Genomic DNA, 15,143 nt, shown 5'->3' on the forward strand with positions numbered 1-15,143 from the left:
AAAGGGCGACCGCACCGACGCGGCGACGCTCGACGCCGTACTGGCCGCTGCCGTCAGCGGTTTGCTGGTGATCCCGATTTCGCATACCTTCACCCTGGATGAGATTGGCGTCGCTCAGGAGGTGGTTGCGGCGGGAGCCCCCGGTAAAGTCGTTCTGAAGCACTGAGAAACAGGAACGTTGCCTGTGACCGGCGATGCCGACTTCATACTCGTTATCGTCGTGCCCTCCATGGCCGATTAGGAGGCGCCGCCTGTTCTTCGGCAACAACAACGTCAAACGCTTTCGCACCCTCTTCGCCATGGACTGGATCAAGATGGGGTGGGTGAAGGCCGCTGTGGTGGGAAGCATTGCGGCCTTTGCAAATGATCGCTTATGCTGCCAGTTGAGGTATTCGGCGTTCCATAGTCGCAGGAACGCCGCCACAGCATGTGTCGCATAATAATTCCCGTCGCAGCGGTCCGCCGCCTGACGTCCCCGCGGCAAGTGTCGCTGCGGCAGCCGCAAGAATGCTCGAAGTCATCAGTCTGATCGTAAGAGGCGCTTGCGAGGTTGCTAATCAGCCCGCAAACTCATTTAAGTGACATCATTGGCTTGGTGCATTGGCCAGGACTGGCCACGTCGCGAGCTATCCGTCGCCAATGTTGCTTCAGCAAGAAGCCAATCGATGAAATAAGCAACCTCTGCACGTTCCCGGGTTGATTCAGGACAAACACAATAATAGTTATGCATGGCAGGCACGGTGAGCGCTAGTGGCTGCACCAATCGGCCCTCGTCCAAGTCACGCTGGGAAACAATTTCATCGCTCAACGCGATGCCGTAACCGTCTCGTGCCGCCTGAAGCACGATCCCGAAATCGTCAAAATAGACATCCGAAAATCCGGCATACTCGATCCCGGCGGCGGCCTGATATCGTCGCCATTGAAGACCATCATCCTCGTGAAGGAGCCGGTGATAGGCGAGATCGCTCATCTCGCGGACAGCATGGGGACCACGCAGGAGCTGGGGACTGCACACCGGAGTCATCCGGATACCGTGCAGCAGATGCGACCAGAATCCGGCCCATGGCGGCATTCCGTAGACGATTGCCACATCAGCCTTCCGCCAATCGACGGCCGCAAAGCGGCTCGCGGTCACGACGTTCAGGGTCATGTTGCGGCTTTCTTCCATGAACTTGAACAGGCGAGTGGCCAGCCACGTCACGCCGTGAACCTGCGGCATAGAGATAGTAAGTGCACCTTTTCCCAAATTGGCGGACTTTTCCGCGGCCACCTCCTGGACGCCTCTTGATATTGCTTCCATCGCTTTGCGAGCTGATCGCTGCAAGATCGAGCCATATTCCGTCAGCGCCAGCCTCCGGCCACGCTTCTCGAACAGCTCCACACCGAGAGACAGCTGCAGCGACTTGATCTGCTGACTGACCGCGCCGGGCGTGACATGCAGCTCGGCCGCGGCAGCGCCCAGATGGCCCAAACGAGCGACACATTCGAAGACGCGCAGCGCGTTGAGAGGGGGGAGAGACATCAATGTTCCTTCAAGAGCAGGACGCGCATCGTTTAGTTTTTCTACATCAGAATGCGCAAAACAAGTAGCTTGTCTACATGAGTATTCTCTGTAGCAATAGAAGGCGTCTCCTATGGACGATAAAAATAAAGGGAACGCAGAAATGAACAGACTTATGAAAAAGGCACTTTTCTCGCTTTTGGCTACAGCTGCGTCGGGATACGCCGGCCAATCCTACGGCGCCGATCAAAAACCGGACTTTGTCTCGAACGGTGTTGTGCGTGTATGCACCGCCGGCGATTTTCCGCCGATGCAGTATTATCAAAATCCCGGTGACACAAATCTGGTCGGGTTCGAAATCGACGTCGTCGATGCGATCGCGAGGGAATGGGACGCAAAGGCAGAATACGTCATCGGTGATTTCAAGGGGCTGCTTCCGTCTCTGGATTCCATGCGGTGCGATCTCGTCGCAAGCGGCATCATGATCACGCCTGCGAGGCTGGAGAAGTATGATGGTGTTCCCTATTTCGGCTCGCATGTCGTTCTCGTAGTGCCAAAAACGGACGACGCGACGAAGTCTACTGACGACATGAGCGGGAAGGTCATGGCGATCGAGGCGGGCACCACCTACGAGACGGTAATTTCCGATCTCAACAAGAAACTCGCGGCAAGTGGCAAAGATCCTGTGACGATGCAGACCTACCCGTCGGCGTCAGGCGTCATCCAGCAGATTCTGGTGGGCCGCGCGGCCTCCACCATTACACAGGACACCACTGCAGCCTTCCGCATGATGCAGATGCCCGATCGCTTGAAAATTGCTTATACTTACGACGAAAGCGAGACTTACGGCATCTACATGCGAAAGAACCCGCAGAACCGACAAATGGTGAAGGCAGCCTTAGAGTCGCTGCAGGCGAGCGGCCAGATGAAGGCGTTCTTGGCGAAGTGGAGCCTGCCTGAGAACTCAACCGCCGTTTCTCACGACTGATGAGCGGCCAAGCCGATGTTCGACTTCGACTTATTCGTCACTGCTCTGTTCGGCTGGCCTCTGGCGAAAGGGGCCATGCTAACCTTGGTGTTGTCAATCCTCGTCATGGCGGTGTCGCTTGTGATTGGCTCCTTCTTCGGATTGGCGGCAGGCTCAAAAAAGAAGCTGGCCCGCTGGTCGATCGCATCCTACATTTGGCTGTTCCGTGGCGCTCCGGCCTTGCTAATTTTGCTGTTCATCTGGAATGGGCTTCCTCAGCGTTCGCAAGTCTTCCGGGCTGCCTGGTTCAGCCCGTTTGTCGCAGCATTTCTTGCTCTCACCCTGATCGAGGTTGCTTATCTTACCGAGATCCTACGTAGCGCCTTTGCCGCTGTCGGCCGCGGCCAACGTGAGGGAGCGGAAGCGCTCGGATTCCATCGGGGGCAGATCTTTTTCCTCGTGACGCTACCCCAGGCAATGCGCATCGCGGTTCCCGCATTGGTCAATGAGTTCATTTCGCTGCTGAAGTCGACCTCGCTTGCGACTGTGATTTCGCTCAAAGAACTTATGACCGTAACGCAGTTCGCGATCGCCACGAGTTTCCGTTTTCTCGAATGGTACGGGGCAGCGCTCGTCTACTACATGGCAATGGTTTCAGTTCTCACGGTCGTGCAGATTAAGGTCGAGCGGCGACTTTCGCGTGGCCATCGCTGATCGCAGCTTGTTCAAACTCGAACTGGGGAACGATATGTCCCGTAATCTCTCGTTAGTCGGGCGTGCCTCCGAAGGGCCGGCCGTGCGCCTTGTCGAGGTCGACAAATGGTATGGGCACTTTCAGGTCCTTCATGGCGTTTCGCTGGACGTGCCGCGCGGCTCAAGGGTCGTTATCTGCGGACCGTCCGGGTCTGGAAAGTCAACGCTGATCAGATGCGTCAACCGGCTCGAAGCCCATCAGCGAGGTTTGATTTCCGTCAATGGCGTGGAACTCACTGAACAGACCGGCCGAATAGATCGGATTCGAGGCGATGTCGGAATGGTCTTCCAGCATTTCAATCTCTTTCCGCATTTGACAGTCCTCGAGAACTGCACTTTGGCGCAACGCTGGGTGCGCAAGCGAACGCGCAAGGAAGCGGAGGCGATTGCGATGGCGTTTCTGGAGCGGGTGAAAATACCCGAGAAGTCTGGGTCTTACCCGGGACAGCTTTCCGGTGGCCAGCAACAGCGCGTCGCGATAGCGCGCGCGCTTTGCATGAACCCCAGCATCATGCTCTTCGATGAACCAACCTCAGCTCTTGATCCTGAGATGGTGAAGGAAGTCCTCGATACGATGGTTCGCCTTGCCGATGACGGAATGACAATGATCTGCGTCACGCATGAGATGGGGTTTGCCCGACAGGTTGCAAGCGAAGTTGTCTTCATGGACGAAGGAAAAATTGTCGAGCGGAACGAACCCGACACCCTTTTTTCATCACCGTCGCACGAGCGCACAAAGCGCTTTCTCAGCAATCTTCTGCATTAAGGGTGACAATGATGAACCCGTCGCCCTGGTTCGAAGCAGAGCAACTCTCGGAGCACGTCGTCCGCGTCAGCGAGCCGAGCGTCCATCGCTTTTTCCGTGCCAATATTTATCACGTGAAAGGTGAAGATGCGGATCTCGTTATCGATTTCGGCATGGGCCTCCAATCACTGGGCAAGTTTCTGGATATCGACGCAAGCAAGCCGATATTGGCTGTTGCAACACACGTACATGTCGACCATGTCGGTTCATTCCATGAATTCGACCACCGCTTCGGCCACGCGGCCGAGGAGGGCGCCTTCTCGACGATGCCAGACATGGCAACGTTGGCTCACTATTTCCGAACCCAGTCTGAGTGTGTCTCACGTTTGCCCACGAGTGCGTGGGATCCAGCAGATTTCGGGCTAGCCGTCGCGCCGCTAACAGATGTCGTTACCGAAGGTTTGGTCATCGACACCGGCAGCGCTTCATATCGCGTCCTTCACCTGCCGGGTCATTCGCCCGGCTCGATCGGATTGCTCGATGAAAGCAATGGTATTCTCTTCTCCGGTGACGCCATCTACGACGGCACCCTCGTCGATGATCTGCCGGGCTGCAATATCGACGAGTACCTCGACACAATGAGCAGACTACAAGAGCTTGATGTTTCCATCGTCTTTGGTGGACACGGAGCACCGATGTCGCGTGAACGCATGCATCATGTTGCCGAAAACTACCAGAGAAAGATGGCTCGGTAGCCTCTCATCAGGAATGGTTCGAATGCCGGCAATTGGCTTCCAAATCAAAAGGGAGAAGTTCCATGAATAGTCCGGAAAAACTGGCACGCCTTCGGGAAAGATACGCGAACGCGTCAGGCGGCGACATTTTCGACACGGAATTTGCCGCCGTCGCACGATCACAGTTTACAACTGGCGACAAACGAAAGTGGCCATTCGCTGGGATCCCGACCTTGCTGGACGCTCCATGCCGTCCGGAGTTCCAGGATCTTGCCGATTTTGGCGGTCTGGATATTGCGCTCTTGGGCGTTCCGATGGATCTCGGCGTGACGAACCGCAATGGCAGTCGATTTGGTCCTCGCGCCCTTCGAACAGTCGAACGCATCGGGCCATATGACCACGTCCTCAAATGCGCTCCGTTCGGAATAAGAAATATCGCCGACATAGGCGATGTTCCGATGCAAAGCAGGTACGATCTTGCCCAATGCCACCACGATATCGAACAGTTTTACAAGAGGCTAGTCGCGGCTGGCGTTCGACCGCTTTCGGTCGGAGGCGACCATTCCATCACGTCCTCAATACTCAAGGCCGTTGGCGAAAAACAGCCGGTAGGAATGATCCACATCGATGCCCACTGCGATACCGCGGGCCCTTACGAAGGCGCGAAGTTTCAGCATGGCGGTCCGTTTCGGCTTGCCGTTCTCGATGGCGTCCTTGATCCTGATCGCACAATCCAGATCGGGATTCGTGGCGGTGCGGAGTATCTCTGGGAGTTCTCCTACGAAAGCGGGATGACCGTTATTCATGCCGAGGAAATCGAAGGTATCGGCATGGAGGCCCTCATCGCTCGCGCTCGCCAGATCGTTGGTACTGGCCCAACCTATATTTCCTTCGACATCGACAGCATCGATCCGGGATTCGCACCTGGCACCGGCACACCGGAGGTTGGGGGATTGATGCCGCGCGAGGTTCTCGAGCTTTTGCGTGGCCTCAAGGGGCTTAACGTGGTGGGCGCTGACGTCGTCGAGGTGGCTCCTCAATACGACGCAACGACAAACACTGCCCAGATCGCTGCGCAAATGCTGTTCACCATCTTATGCCTGATGGTGCATGCGAAGAGCGAGTTTTGAAGAGGTATTCAAAAGCGCCCGTCGCGGCTTGTCATCGTTAGCAGCGAGGTCGTCAAAGCGCGCGCTCTGATGAACGTGAGATTTTCGTCGCTTCACACGGGATGGAAGAGAACGATTGCCAGAATCCGCGCGGCGAAGATCTGGTCAGTCCTACTGAACTGGCAGGAGGTTGAGGATTATGCAGGAGATAGACTTAGGCGGGTTCCTGCCCGAGCTGCGCGACATCCGCCAGCACTTGCATAGCATTCCGGAAATAGGCCTGGAAGAGCATGAGACCTCTGATTTCATTGCCGCAAAGCTCGAGGGTTGGGGGTTTCAGATCACTCGATACCTTGGAAAGACTGGATTGGTCGCGTCGTTGCGCCGCGGCGCCGGAAATCGCTCAATTGGACTGCGCGCGGACTTTGACGTACTCCCAATCATGGAAGAAACGAAACTGCCCTATGCCAGCGGGCATTCCGGCGTTATGCACGCTTGCGGCCATGATGGCCATGCCGCAATGCTCCTGGGTGCGGCCTGGTTGCTGTCACACACACGATTTTTCCGGAACCGTGCATTTCATATTCCAACCGGCGGAAGAGAATTTTGGCGGCGCTCAACTGATGATCGACGATGGCCTCCTCGATCGGCTCCCTTGCGATGAAATCTTTGCGCTGCATAACTGGCCGGGTCTGACAGCGGGCGTTTTCTCTTCGAGGCCTGGCCCATCGCAGCCTCCATCGACGCAGTCACCCTGACGATCAGGGGACTTGGAGGGCATGGCGCTGTCTTGCCGATCATGTCCAATGGCGGCTCGATCATCCTCAACACCTCCTGGCTCGGCCAGGTCGGCACGCCTGGCCGCGCGGCTTTGTCGGCGTCGAAGGCCGCGTGCGGTCCTTGACCCGAGTGCTGGCGGCCGAGTTCACCGATCGGAAAATCCGTGTCAATGCCGTCAGCCCCGGGCCGATCGAGACGCCGATCCACCGCGCACCGGGCCAGACCGAGGAGGAATTCCGGGTCTACGCCGATAAGGTCGGCTCAAAAGTGCCGGCCGGCCGGATGGGCAAACCCGAGGAAATCGCCGTCGCGGTCGCCTTCCTCGCGAGCGACAACTCGAGCTACATGCTCGGGGCCGAGATCGCCGTCGACGGCGGCCTCGGGGGGGCTCTGACGATGCTGCTGAACGACCATCTATGCGTGCGGACCGTGGTTCACGTCGCGGCACAAATCCCGTTGTGCTGATCGCCATAATGGCTCCACACCAACGGACATGTGGCGCGGACGCCGAACGAAACGATGCCACGGTCGTAGCGGCGAAGCAGTTCCTCTTCGAGATACTGCAACCGGGTACATCGCACCGGGGAAGCCGTAGCGCCATGCTGTCGATCGTCAGGGCCATGCTGCCACCTCAGCTTTCTTCGGCGGGGAGCGCGTAGCGAAGCACGTGCAAATCATCATCGTCGTCTAGCGTGATTTCGAGCACCTGGTTCACCAGATCAGGATCGGCGTCGAGTTCGATCAGAGCCTGCTCGAAGAGTTCGATCTGCATATCGAGATCCATGCCGGGCGGGCCGTTGAGGCAGACCAGGCCGGCATGGATCGCGACATCGGCATACTGCCCCTTCGTTCCGGGCTTGTCCCTTGGCCCCCGGAAGTCGACCGAGTTCTTGGTTACGAAGGTCCAGTCACCATCAAGGATGATCGGCGTCAACTCCCAGTCTTTACGGCGAGCCCCAGCCAAACGATATGGCTGGTTTCGCCGTGGTCTTTGTCGATTGCGATCTTCGCAAGCTCCGGGCTAAGACATTCGTCGATTAGAAACTTCATCCCGCCTTCCTACGGCGAGGTACGCGGCGGTCGGTGACGATGGTCGAGCCTTCCGGGAGGTCTCCGGATACGCGAGGCCGACCGCGGAGCGGGTTGGCTTCCGCGTAGATCGCGGCAAGGCGAACCTTCTCGGCGTCGAGGCTTGGCCAAGCGTCAAGGATGCGCTCGATCGGGCGACCGGCGGCGACGGCTGCGGAGACATCGTAGACGGGAACGCGAGTGCCACGAATGACCGGCGTACCGCTGAGAATATCGTCGGAGGTCCAGACGATTTCGCGCGCCGCGGCCAGATCGTCCAGCCGCTCGCTCGTACCCTTCACGAAGGGCAATAGATCGATGGTCAGGAACTCGTCGCGGACGGTCCAGTCTTCGCGCAGCAGCGCCGCCCAGGCAAGCGCACGGGAGCGCGTCAGCCGAGGGCCGGCAGTCTTAATGGCGAACAGCCGTTCTTCCGAGGTGAGGCGCTTGGCGCTCTCGAAGTAGAACGCGATGAAGGAGCATGCGCCAGCGAGAACATGCCGCCCGTTGTCGAGCGACACGAAGGCATCTGGCAGGATGCGCTCATCAATGACGCGGTTAATGTCGCGCAGGCTCACGCGCGAGACGACAGCGGCCTCGGTCGCCTTCAGCATTTCCGCGACAGCGGGCATGTAGGCCTCCTGATTAAATCTTCCGATAGACCGGAACATATAATCAGAGGCCCGAAATCGCAAGGTCTGACGTGGGCATTCGCACCGCTGCATCTCGAAACATAGGGAGATGTAGGGTCTTGGTGCACGATGCGACGAAGGACTATGGAGAAAATTTAGAATTGGGAAATCGGAGCGGCGCCGCGTGTTGTTCTACGCGGCGGCACGAAACAGGTCGCGATGATCCGCCATGGCAACCTGTTCCAGGATGCGTCGGTAGGTCGAGAGAAGGCGCAAGTTGAGATGGTTGCGTACCCCCGCAACCAACGCTACAGCATGCCATATGCACCAAACCTACGATCCGATGCGATGGATATCAATGGGTTCAAATCCGCTTCAACATGCTTGCTTCGATTGGCCAGATAGGCTCCAGGCGCCACATTGAATGTATAGTAGAGGCGCTCGATGAAAAGTCGCCGCTTGCCAGAGCTTCCTTGATCGTCGGATTTTGATACAAATCCTCGGATAATGCCTCCTTAGTTCCGAGCTATCGTATCACTGCCCGAATCTCTCTCAACGCCAAATCGCCCACGCTCTACTGACGGTGCGTGGCATCGCGCGTCTTGTGGAGCTGCGCGACGCCGGCGTAACGGCCGCCACGATGAGCCGCATGGAGCGGCATGGGGAGGTGCGCCGGCTTGCACGCGGCCTTTATCAGCTCTCCGACGCGCCGCTCGACCCCAATCATAGCCTGGCTGAGGCTGCCAAACGGGTACCCAAGGGCGTTGTCTGCCTTGTGTCGGCCCTCGCGTTTCACGGCCTGACGGACCAGCTTCCGAAGCAGGTGTGGCTGGCGATAGGTCAGAAGGACTGGGCTCCGAAATCCGACAGCACGCCTGTGCGGATCGTGCGTTTCACCGAAACACTGCTCAATGAAAGCGTAGAGACCCATGTCGTCGAGGGCGTGCCCATAAAGGTCTTTGGGATCGTCAAAACAATTGCGGACTGTTTCCGATATCGCAACAAGATCGGCCTGTCGGCGGCAATCGAGGGCCTCCAGGAAGCGCTTCGGCAGCGTAAGGCCACTCCCGGCGAAATTGCAAGACAGGCCGAGCACGGCGGCGTCACCACGGTGATCCGGCCTTACCTTGAGGCGCTGACCGCCAATGGCTAAAGAGATCAAGAACATCGGCGCTTCTGTGCGTGCACGCCTGTTGCAACTCGCCAAGGCAAGTGGCCAGAGCTTCGACTTGGTTCTGACCCGTTTCGCTCTTGAGCGGTTGTTCTTTCGACTCAGCCGCTCACCCCACGCTGATCGCTTCGTGCTGAAGGGCGCGATGCTGATGATGAGCTGGTTCGACGATCCGCATCGCGGCACGCGCGATCTTGATCTGTTGGACTTTGGCGATCCGAGCGCTGCGCCGATGCTTGCGATGTTTCGTGAGATTCTGGTGCAGGACGCCGGCGATGGTGTGGAATTCGACGCTGATGCACTTCGTGTCGACCGCATTCGCGAGGAACTGAAGTATGGCGGGCTCAGGCTCAGGACGACGGCCTCGATCAGCGGCGCCCGGATCAGTCTGACGATCGACATCGGTTTTGGCGATGCACTGGAGCCTGGCGCCGAAGAACTGGACTACCCTTCCATTCTCGACTTCCCAATACCCCGACTAAGGGGCTATGCGCGGGAAACCGTCATTGCCGAGAAGTTTCAGGCGATGGTGGCGTTGGGGCGTACCAACACTTGGATGAAAGATTTCTACGACGTCTGGATTCTCAGCAGGTCGTTCGATTCCAGCAATGACAGCTTGGCGCGGGCAATCGCTGCCACTTTCGAACGGAGACGCCGATCCCAACGGAACTACCGGATGCTTTAACGGAAGCATTTGCCAGGGATCAGCAAAAGCAGCGGCAATGGCGAGCGTTTGTTAAAGACCTTGCTCATAATCCAGGTGAATTGATGAATGTCGTCACGGACATCGTCGCACTCCTGATGCCTCATGCCATTGCAGCCGCGAGACGGGGCAAATGAGCAGCTTGGTCTTTACCGTTGGATTGTGGAGGGCGTTACGGATATTGTTGAGACCTCGAGCCAGACTCTAAGAATTTAGCAGGAATTTCAAATATATACCAAATGCACAATCAGGTCCGGCATCAACCACCCTTAAGCCAGGCATCCAGGCCCCTGGCTGCCGCGCGGCCCGTCGCAAAACAGGCGGTGAGGAGGTAGCCGCCGGTCGGCGCTTCCCAATCGATCATCTCGCCGGCAACGAACATGCCGGGGAGCTTTTTCAGCATGTATCTCTCGTCGAGTTCACTCCAACGGATGCCGCCGGCCGACGAAATGGCCTCGGCGATCGGCCTTGGCCTCAGCAGCGGAATCGGCAGGGCCTTGATCAGGCGCGCAAGTCTTTCTGGATGAGAGAGCGCAGCCGGATCGGCAAGCTCGCGCAGCAGGCCAGCCTTGACGCCTTCGATGCCGGCACCCTTGCGCAGACGATTGGAGAAACTGGCTTTGGGATCCTGCCGCGCCAGATCGCGCGCCAGACGCTCCTCGTTTCGGCCGGGTGCCAGATCGACAATCAGCGATGCGTCCCCCTTTTTCGCCAAACGATCGCGCAGCGAGGCGCCGTGCGCATAAACGAGGCTGCCCTCGATCCCGGTTTTCGAAATGACGAACTCGCCGGGCAAGGTTCCGGCTTCCGATGTTGCCGTGACGGCCTTGAGGGGTTCTCCGGCAAAGCGTTCGCCGAACGGCGCGCTCCAGGTCACGTCGAAACCGCAATTGGCCGGCTGGAAGGTGGCGACATCGATCCCCTTGTCGCGAAGCCAGCTGACCCAAGCCGCGTCCGAACCCAGCCGGGCATAGCTCGCACCGCCGAGCGCGAGCAGAACGGCGTCATGCCGGACAGCCTCGCGTCCCCGCGGCGTTTCGAATGCAAGGCCACTATCCTCGAAGCCGCACCAGCGATGCCGTGTCAGGATGCTGACGCCTCGCGCCTCCAGCCTCGTAAGCCAGGCGCGCAGGAGCGGGGATGCCTTCATGACTTTCGGGAAGACGCGTCCGGACGAGCCGACGAAGGTTTCCGTTCCCAGGCCCTCCGCCCAGGTCCTGACATCATCAGGCCCGAATTCGTCGAGTGCCGCGCGCAATCGGGTCGAAGCTGCGCCGAAGCGGTCGGCAAAACGGCTGTAATCTTCCGAATGCGTGATGTTGAGGCCGGATTTCCCCGCCAGCAGAAACTTGCGCGCGACCGTCGGCATGCCGTCGTAGACCACGATATGATGGCCGAGCGGGGACAAGGTCTCCGCCGCCATCAACCCCGCGGGGCCGCCGCCTATGATTGCGATTTGCTTTTCAGTCATGGTCGTCCGGTGCCGCTTGCCTATTGCTCTCTTGGGCCGGACCGGGTCCGAAAGCAAGGTCGTTGCGGCTTTCCGGCTCATTTGGCGTGCCGGGCCACTCGGCTCCGGCGAAAACGCGAACCCCTCGTTTTCGGCGGCTTTCGCCGCCATGTCCGCATTTAAATAGATATAACCATATGGTTACTATGCCCCTCGATTGGCCAGGGACTGTCAACTTATGCGATGATCGGTTACTTATCGGCGTCAGGAAAGGCCGCATGAGCCCTATGAAATGCCGCCGGGAGCCACGATGTCGGAAGCCAAAACCGTGAAGCGCAGCGCAAAGAGCGAAGACCTTGCGAATGCAGAAAAAACGACCGCGCGCGCAGCTTCGGAACGGCCCCGCCTCAGGGATGCGGAACGCACCAGCAAGGCAATCCTTGCCGCCGCAACCAAGGAGTTTGCCGAGCGCGGTTATGGCGGCGCGCGCGTCGATTCCATCGCCGAGCGGGCCAAGATCAACAAGCGAATGCTCTACCACTATTTCGGCGGCAAGGATGCGCTCTATGTCGCCGTTCTGGAGGGCAGCTATATCGCCATCCGCTCGGCGGAGGCGCGGCTCGATCTCTCGCATCGTTCGCCCGAGGACGGCATGCGGGACCTCGTCGTTTTCACCTGGCAGTATTTTCTGGATCATCCCGAATTCCTCGGGATTCTCAGCACGGAAAACATGCACAAGGCACGCTTCCTGAAGCGCTCGGCACGCATTTTCGAGCTGCATTCGCCGCTTGTCGCTGAAATCTCCGGCTTGCTCGACCGCGGCGCCGCAGCCGGCGTCTTCCGCAGCGATTGCGACCCGGTGAAGATCTATATGAGCATTGCGGCACTCGGCTCGTTCTTCCTGACGAACCGCTGGACGCTCTCGACGATCTTCCGCCGCAACCTCTCCGAAAAGGGCGAAATCGATCGGTGGGGCGAGCATATCGTCGACGTCATTTTCGCCTATCTGCGCCCGTAGAATTACTAAGGCGACAACGTCAGCAACTGCGGATGACGGCCGCCGCGGCCGTTGTCGATGGCCGTTGACAGCATCGCCTCGGCGTGTCAGTTATGTAACTATATAGTTATTTGCGGGAGGAATGACTTATGGCAGCGAAGCCGATCGGCATCATCATGCACGGCATTACCGGCCGCATGGGGTATAACCAGCATCTCGTGCGCTCCATCCTGGCGATTCGCGAACAGGGCGGGGTCCTGTTGGCAAATGGCGATAGGTTGATGCCGGAGCCGGTGCTCGTCGGCCGCAATGCCGAAAAGATCGAGGCCATCGCCCGCAAGCACGGCCTGTCGAAGACGACGACCGATCTCGACGCAGCTCTGGCCGATCCTTCCAACACGATCTTCTTCGATGCCGGTTCGACGCAGATGCGCGTCGATCTGCTGGAGCGTGCGATTGCCGCCGGCAAGCATGTCTATTGCGAAAAGCCAATCTCCGAGACGCTAGGGGAGGCTTTGTCGGTTGCCGCTTCGGCAGAGCGGCGCGGTGTCAAGAACGGCGTTGTCCAGGACAAGCTGTTCCTGCCGGGCCTGCGCAAGATCGCCATGCTGCGCGACAGCGGCTTCTTCGGCAAGATCCTCTCGGTGCGCGGGGAGTTCGGCTACTGGGTGTTCGAAGGCGACTGGGGCGTCAAGGCGCAGCGTCCCTCCTGGAACTACCGTAGACAAGACGGCGGCGGCATGATCCTCGATATGCTGCCGCATTGGCGCTATGTGCTCGACAATCTGTTCGGTGAGGTCAAGTCCGTCAGCTGCCTCGGCGCTACCCATATTCCGAGCCGCGTCGACGAGAACGGCAACACCTATGCCGCCGATGCCGACGATGCCGCCTATGCCACGTTCGAGCTCGAAGGCGGCGTCATCGCCCATATCAATTCCTCCTGGGCGGTCAGGGTTCGTCGGGACGATCTCGTCACCTTCCAGGTCGACGGCACGCACGGTTCGGCCGTCTGCGGCCTGATGCGCTGCTGGACGCAGCATCGGGTCAACACGCCGAAGCCGGTCTGGAACCCGGATCAGCCGCAGCCGATCAATTTCTTCGACACCTGGGAAGAGGTGCCGGATACCCAAGCTTTCGACAATGGCTTCAAGGCGCAGTGGGAGCAGTTCCTGTGCCATGTTGCCGAGGATGCGCCGTGGAAGTTCACGCTTCGCGAGGGTGCCAAGGGCGTGCAACTGGCGGAGCTTGCGCAAAAGAGCTGGGCGGAGCGTCGTTGGATCGGCGTGCCCTCGCTTTCAGCCTAGGAGGGTCGCATCATGACGAGAAGCCTTCGCTTGCCGGTGGTGGGCGGCGCTCTTGCCGCGTTCACTCCCGCCAACGAGCCCCTGATTGCGCCTGTGAAGCCCGCGGGCGGTCATCATTTCAATCGCGTCGCCTATGCCGCCGCGCATGTCGTGGTCGACGCGCTTGCTGACAACGATCCCTGGCTCGACCGAAACATCGATTGGGAACGTACCATCGCCTTCCGTGAATATCTTTGGGGCCTCGGCCTCGGCGTTGCGGAAGCGATGGATACCGCGCAGCGCGGCATGGGCCTCGACTGGGCCGGCGCGAAGGAGCTGATTGCGCATGCGCAGTCGGCGGCCCGCGGCCGGCCGGATGCCGTGATCGCCTATGGCGCCGGCACCGATCACCTGCAGCCCGGTCCCGATGTCACGATCGATGACGTCATCCGCGCCTACGAGGAACAGATCGCCTATGTCGAAGGGCAGGGCGGCCGGGTCATTCTGATGGCGAGCCGGGCGCTTGCCGCCGCCGCCAGGAGCCCGGACGATTATATAAGTGTCTACGACCGCATCCTCGGGCAGGTGAAGGAGCCCGTTATCATCCACTGGCTCGGCTCGATGTTCGATCCGGCGCTTTCGGGCTATTGGGGATCGGCTGACGATATGCGGGCCATGGAGACGGCGGTCGCGATCATCAATCAGAACGCGGCCAAGGTCGATGGCGTGAAGATATCGCTGCTTTCCGCGGAGAAGGAAATCGTCATGCGCCGTCGGCTGGATCCGTCGGTCAAGATGTATACCGGCGACGACTTCAACTATGCCGAACTCATCGCCGGGGACGAACAGGGCTATTCGCATGCATTGCTCGGCATCTTCGATGCCATCGCGCCGGCCGCGAGCGCCGCTTTGGCAAGGCTTGCCGAGAACGACCTCGACGCCTTCCATTCGATCCTGGCGCCGACCGTTCCGCTATCGCGCCACATCTTCAAGGCGCCGACGCGCTTCTACAAGACCGGCGTTGTCTTCCTCGCCTATCTCAACGGCTTCCAGGATCACTTCCAGATGCTCGGCGGCCAGCAGAGCACCCGTTCGATCCAGCATCTTTCGGAGCTGTTCCGCCTGGCGGATACGGCGCGGGTGCTGCGCGATCCGGATCTGGCCGTTTACCGGATGAAGGCGATCCTTGCTACGGCCGGCATCGACTAAGGCATGATCCCAGAAAGTGCGAAGCGGTTTTTGGATAAGAT

At 59.1% G+C, this 15,143-nt stretch carries 15 protein-coding genes and 4 pseudogenes; 15 read left to right on the plus strand and 4 right to left on the minus strand.

Translation table 11 applies throughout. From position 1 onward, the window contains the following. Window positions 1–10 precede the first annotated feature (10 nt). Window positions 11–166, plus strand: a pseudogene (locus HGP16_RS34570) (NADP-dependent oxidoreductase); the annotation flags it as partial. Window positions 167–184: 18 nt separating this feature from the next. After that, window positions 185–320, plus strand: a pseudogene (locus HGP16_RS34070) (Lrp/AsnC ligand binding domain-containing protein); the annotation flags it as partial. 254 nt (window positions 321–574) lie between these two features. On the opposite strand, the gene HGP16_RS20245 reads toward HGP16_RS34070, so the two are convergent. After that, entirely contained in the window at window positions 575–1,522 is a 948-nt protein-coding gene (locus tag HGP16_RS20245; protein WP_168841792.1) for a LysR substrate-binding domain-containing protein, read from the minus strand. A gap of 112 nt (window positions 1,523–1,634) precedes the next feature. On the opposite strand from HGP16_RS20245, the gene HGP16_RS20250 reads away from it, so the two are divergent. The 8 genes and pseudogenes from HGP16_RS20250 (at window position 1,635) to HGP16_RS20280 (ending at window position 7,054) form a co-directional block, all read left to right on the plus strand. Beyond that, window positions 1,635–2,489 carry a transporter substrate-binding domain-containing protein gene (locus tag HGP16_RS20250; protein ID WP_246703390.1) on the plus strand — a complete coding sequence of 285 codons (855 nt, stop codon included), beginning with the start codon at window positions 1,635–1,637 and terminating at the stop codon, window positions 2,487–2,489. A 15-nt stretch (window positions 2,490–2,504) separates the two neighbouring features. Beyond that, on the plus strand, window positions 2,505–3,182 hold the full coding sequence (locus HGP16_RS20255) for an amino acid ABC transporter permease (protein ID WP_168841793.1): 678 nt from the start codon (window positions 2,505–2,507) through the stop codon (window positions 3,180–3,182). 34 nt (window positions 3,183–3,216) lie between these two features. Continuing rightward, the gene (locus tag HGP16_RS20260) at window positions 3,217–3,987 is read left to right on the plus strand and encodes an amino acid ABC transporter ATP-binding protein (RefSeq protein ID WP_168841794.1); all 771 of its coding nucleotides are present in this window, start codon (window positions 3,217–3,219) and stop codon (window positions 3,985–3,987) included. 8 nt (window positions 3,988–3,995) lie between these two features. Continuing rightward, on the plus strand, window positions 3,996–4,721 hold the full coding sequence (locus HGP16_RS20265; protein WP_246703389.1) for an MBL fold metallo-hydrolase: 726 nt from the start codon (window positions 3,996–3,998) through the stop codon (window positions 4,719–4,721). A 62-nt stretch (window positions 4,722–4,783) separates the two neighbouring features. Continuing rightward, window positions 4,784–5,830 (plus strand): agmatinase, encoded by a 1,047-nt coding sequence (gene speB / locus HGP16_RS20270; RefSeq protein ID WP_168841795.1) that lies wholly within the window; start codon window positions 4,784–4,786, stop codon window positions 5,828–5,830. A gap of 178 nt (window positions 5,831–6,008) precedes the next feature. Further along, window positions 6,009–6,596: pseudogene (locus HGP16_RS20275) on the plus strand (amidohydrolase); the annotation flags it as partial. A 3-nt stretch (window positions 6,597–6,599) separates the two neighbouring features. Beyond that, window positions 6,600–6,713 (plus strand): SDR family oxidoreductase, encoded by a 114-nt coding sequence (locus HGP16_RS34075; RefSeq protein WP_246703420.1) that lies wholly within the window; start codon window positions 6,600–6,602, stop codon window positions 6,711–6,713. Between the two features lie 5 nt (window positions 6,714–6,718). Continuing rightward, window positions 6,719–7,054 (plus strand): SDR family oxidoreductase, encoded by a 336-nt coding sequence (locus HGP16_RS20280; protein ID WP_312862896.1) that lies wholly within the window; start codon window positions 6,719–6,721, stop codon window positions 7,052–7,054. 166 nt (window positions 7,055–7,220) lie between these two features. On the opposite strand, the gene HGP16_RS20285 is transcribed toward HGP16_RS20280, so the two are convergent. After that, window positions 7,221–7,523, minus strand: a complete 303-nt coding sequence (locus tag HGP16_RS20285; RefSeq protein WP_246703388.1) for a hypothetical protein — start codon at window positions 7,521–7,523, stop codon at window positions 7,221–7,223. A gap of 112 nt (window positions 7,524–7,635) precedes the next feature. After that, window positions 7,636–8,289, minus strand: a complete 654-nt coding sequence (locus tag HGP16_RS20290; RefSeq protein ID WP_168841796.1) for a DUF433 domain-containing protein — start codon at window positions 8,287–8,289, stop codon at window positions 7,636–7,638. 562 nt (window positions 8,290–8,851) lie between these two features. Between HGP16_RS20290 and HGP16_RS20295 the strand changes: the two genes are divergently transcribed. Both HGP16_RS20295 and HGP16_RS20300 read left to right on the plus strand, forming a co-directional pair. Next, on the plus strand, window positions 8,852–9,442 hold the full coding sequence (locus HGP16_RS20295; RefSeq protein WP_168841849.1) for a type IV toxin-antitoxin system AbiEi family antitoxin domain-containing protein: 591 nt from the start codon (window positions 8,852–8,854) through the stop codon (window positions 9,440–9,442). Next, a pseudogene (locus HGP16_RS20300) lies at window positions 9,435–10,300 on the plus strand (nucleotidyl transferase AbiEii/AbiGii toxin family protein). The gene HGP16_RS20295 and the pseudogene HGP16_RS20300 overlap by 8 nt, the downstream one beginning before the upstream one ends. 122 nt (window positions 10,301–10,422) lie before the next feature. On the opposite strand, the gene HGP16_RS20305 reads toward HGP16_RS20300, so the two are convergent. Then, window positions 10,423–11,634 (minus strand): TIGR03862 family flavoprotein, encoded by a 1,212-nt coding sequence (locus tag HGP16_RS20305; RefSeq protein WP_168841797.1) that lies wholly within the window; start codon window positions 11,632–11,634, stop codon window positions 10,423–10,425. Between the two features lie 289 nt (window positions 11,635–11,923). Here HGP16_RS20305 and HGP16_RS20310 point away from each other — a divergent pair, with 289 nt between their 5' ends. The 3 genes from HGP16_RS20310 to HGP16_RS20320 all read left to right on the plus strand — a co-directional run bounded on the left by HGP16_RS20310 (window position 11,924) and on the right by HGP16_RS20320 (window position 15,102). Next, a complete protein-coding gene (locus HGP16_RS20310) occupies window positions 11,924–12,631 on the plus strand; it encodes a TetR/AcrR family transcriptional regulator (RefSeq protein WP_168841798.1) in 708 nt (235 codons plus the stop codon). Between the two features lie 128 nt (window positions 12,632–12,759). After that, on the plus strand, window positions 12,760–13,914 hold the full coding sequence (locus tag HGP16_RS20315; protein WP_168841799.1) for a Gfo/Idh/MocA family protein: 1,155 nt from the start codon (window positions 12,760–12,762) through the stop codon (window positions 13,912–13,914). A gap of 12 nt (window positions 13,915–13,926) precedes the next feature. Beyond that, window positions 13,927–15,102, plus strand: a complete 1,176-nt coding sequence (locus tag HGP16_RS20320; RefSeq protein ID WP_168841800.1) for a dihydrodipicolinate synthase family protein — start codon at window positions 13,927–13,929, stop codon at window positions 15,100–15,102. Window positions 15,103–15,143 lie beyond the last annotated feature (41 nt).

It is taken from the genome of Rhizobium sp. P40RR-XXII (assembly GCF_012641405.1).
Taxonomy (GTDB): Bacteria; Pseudomonadota; Alphaproteobacteria; order Rhizobiales; family Rhizobiaceae; genus Rhizobium.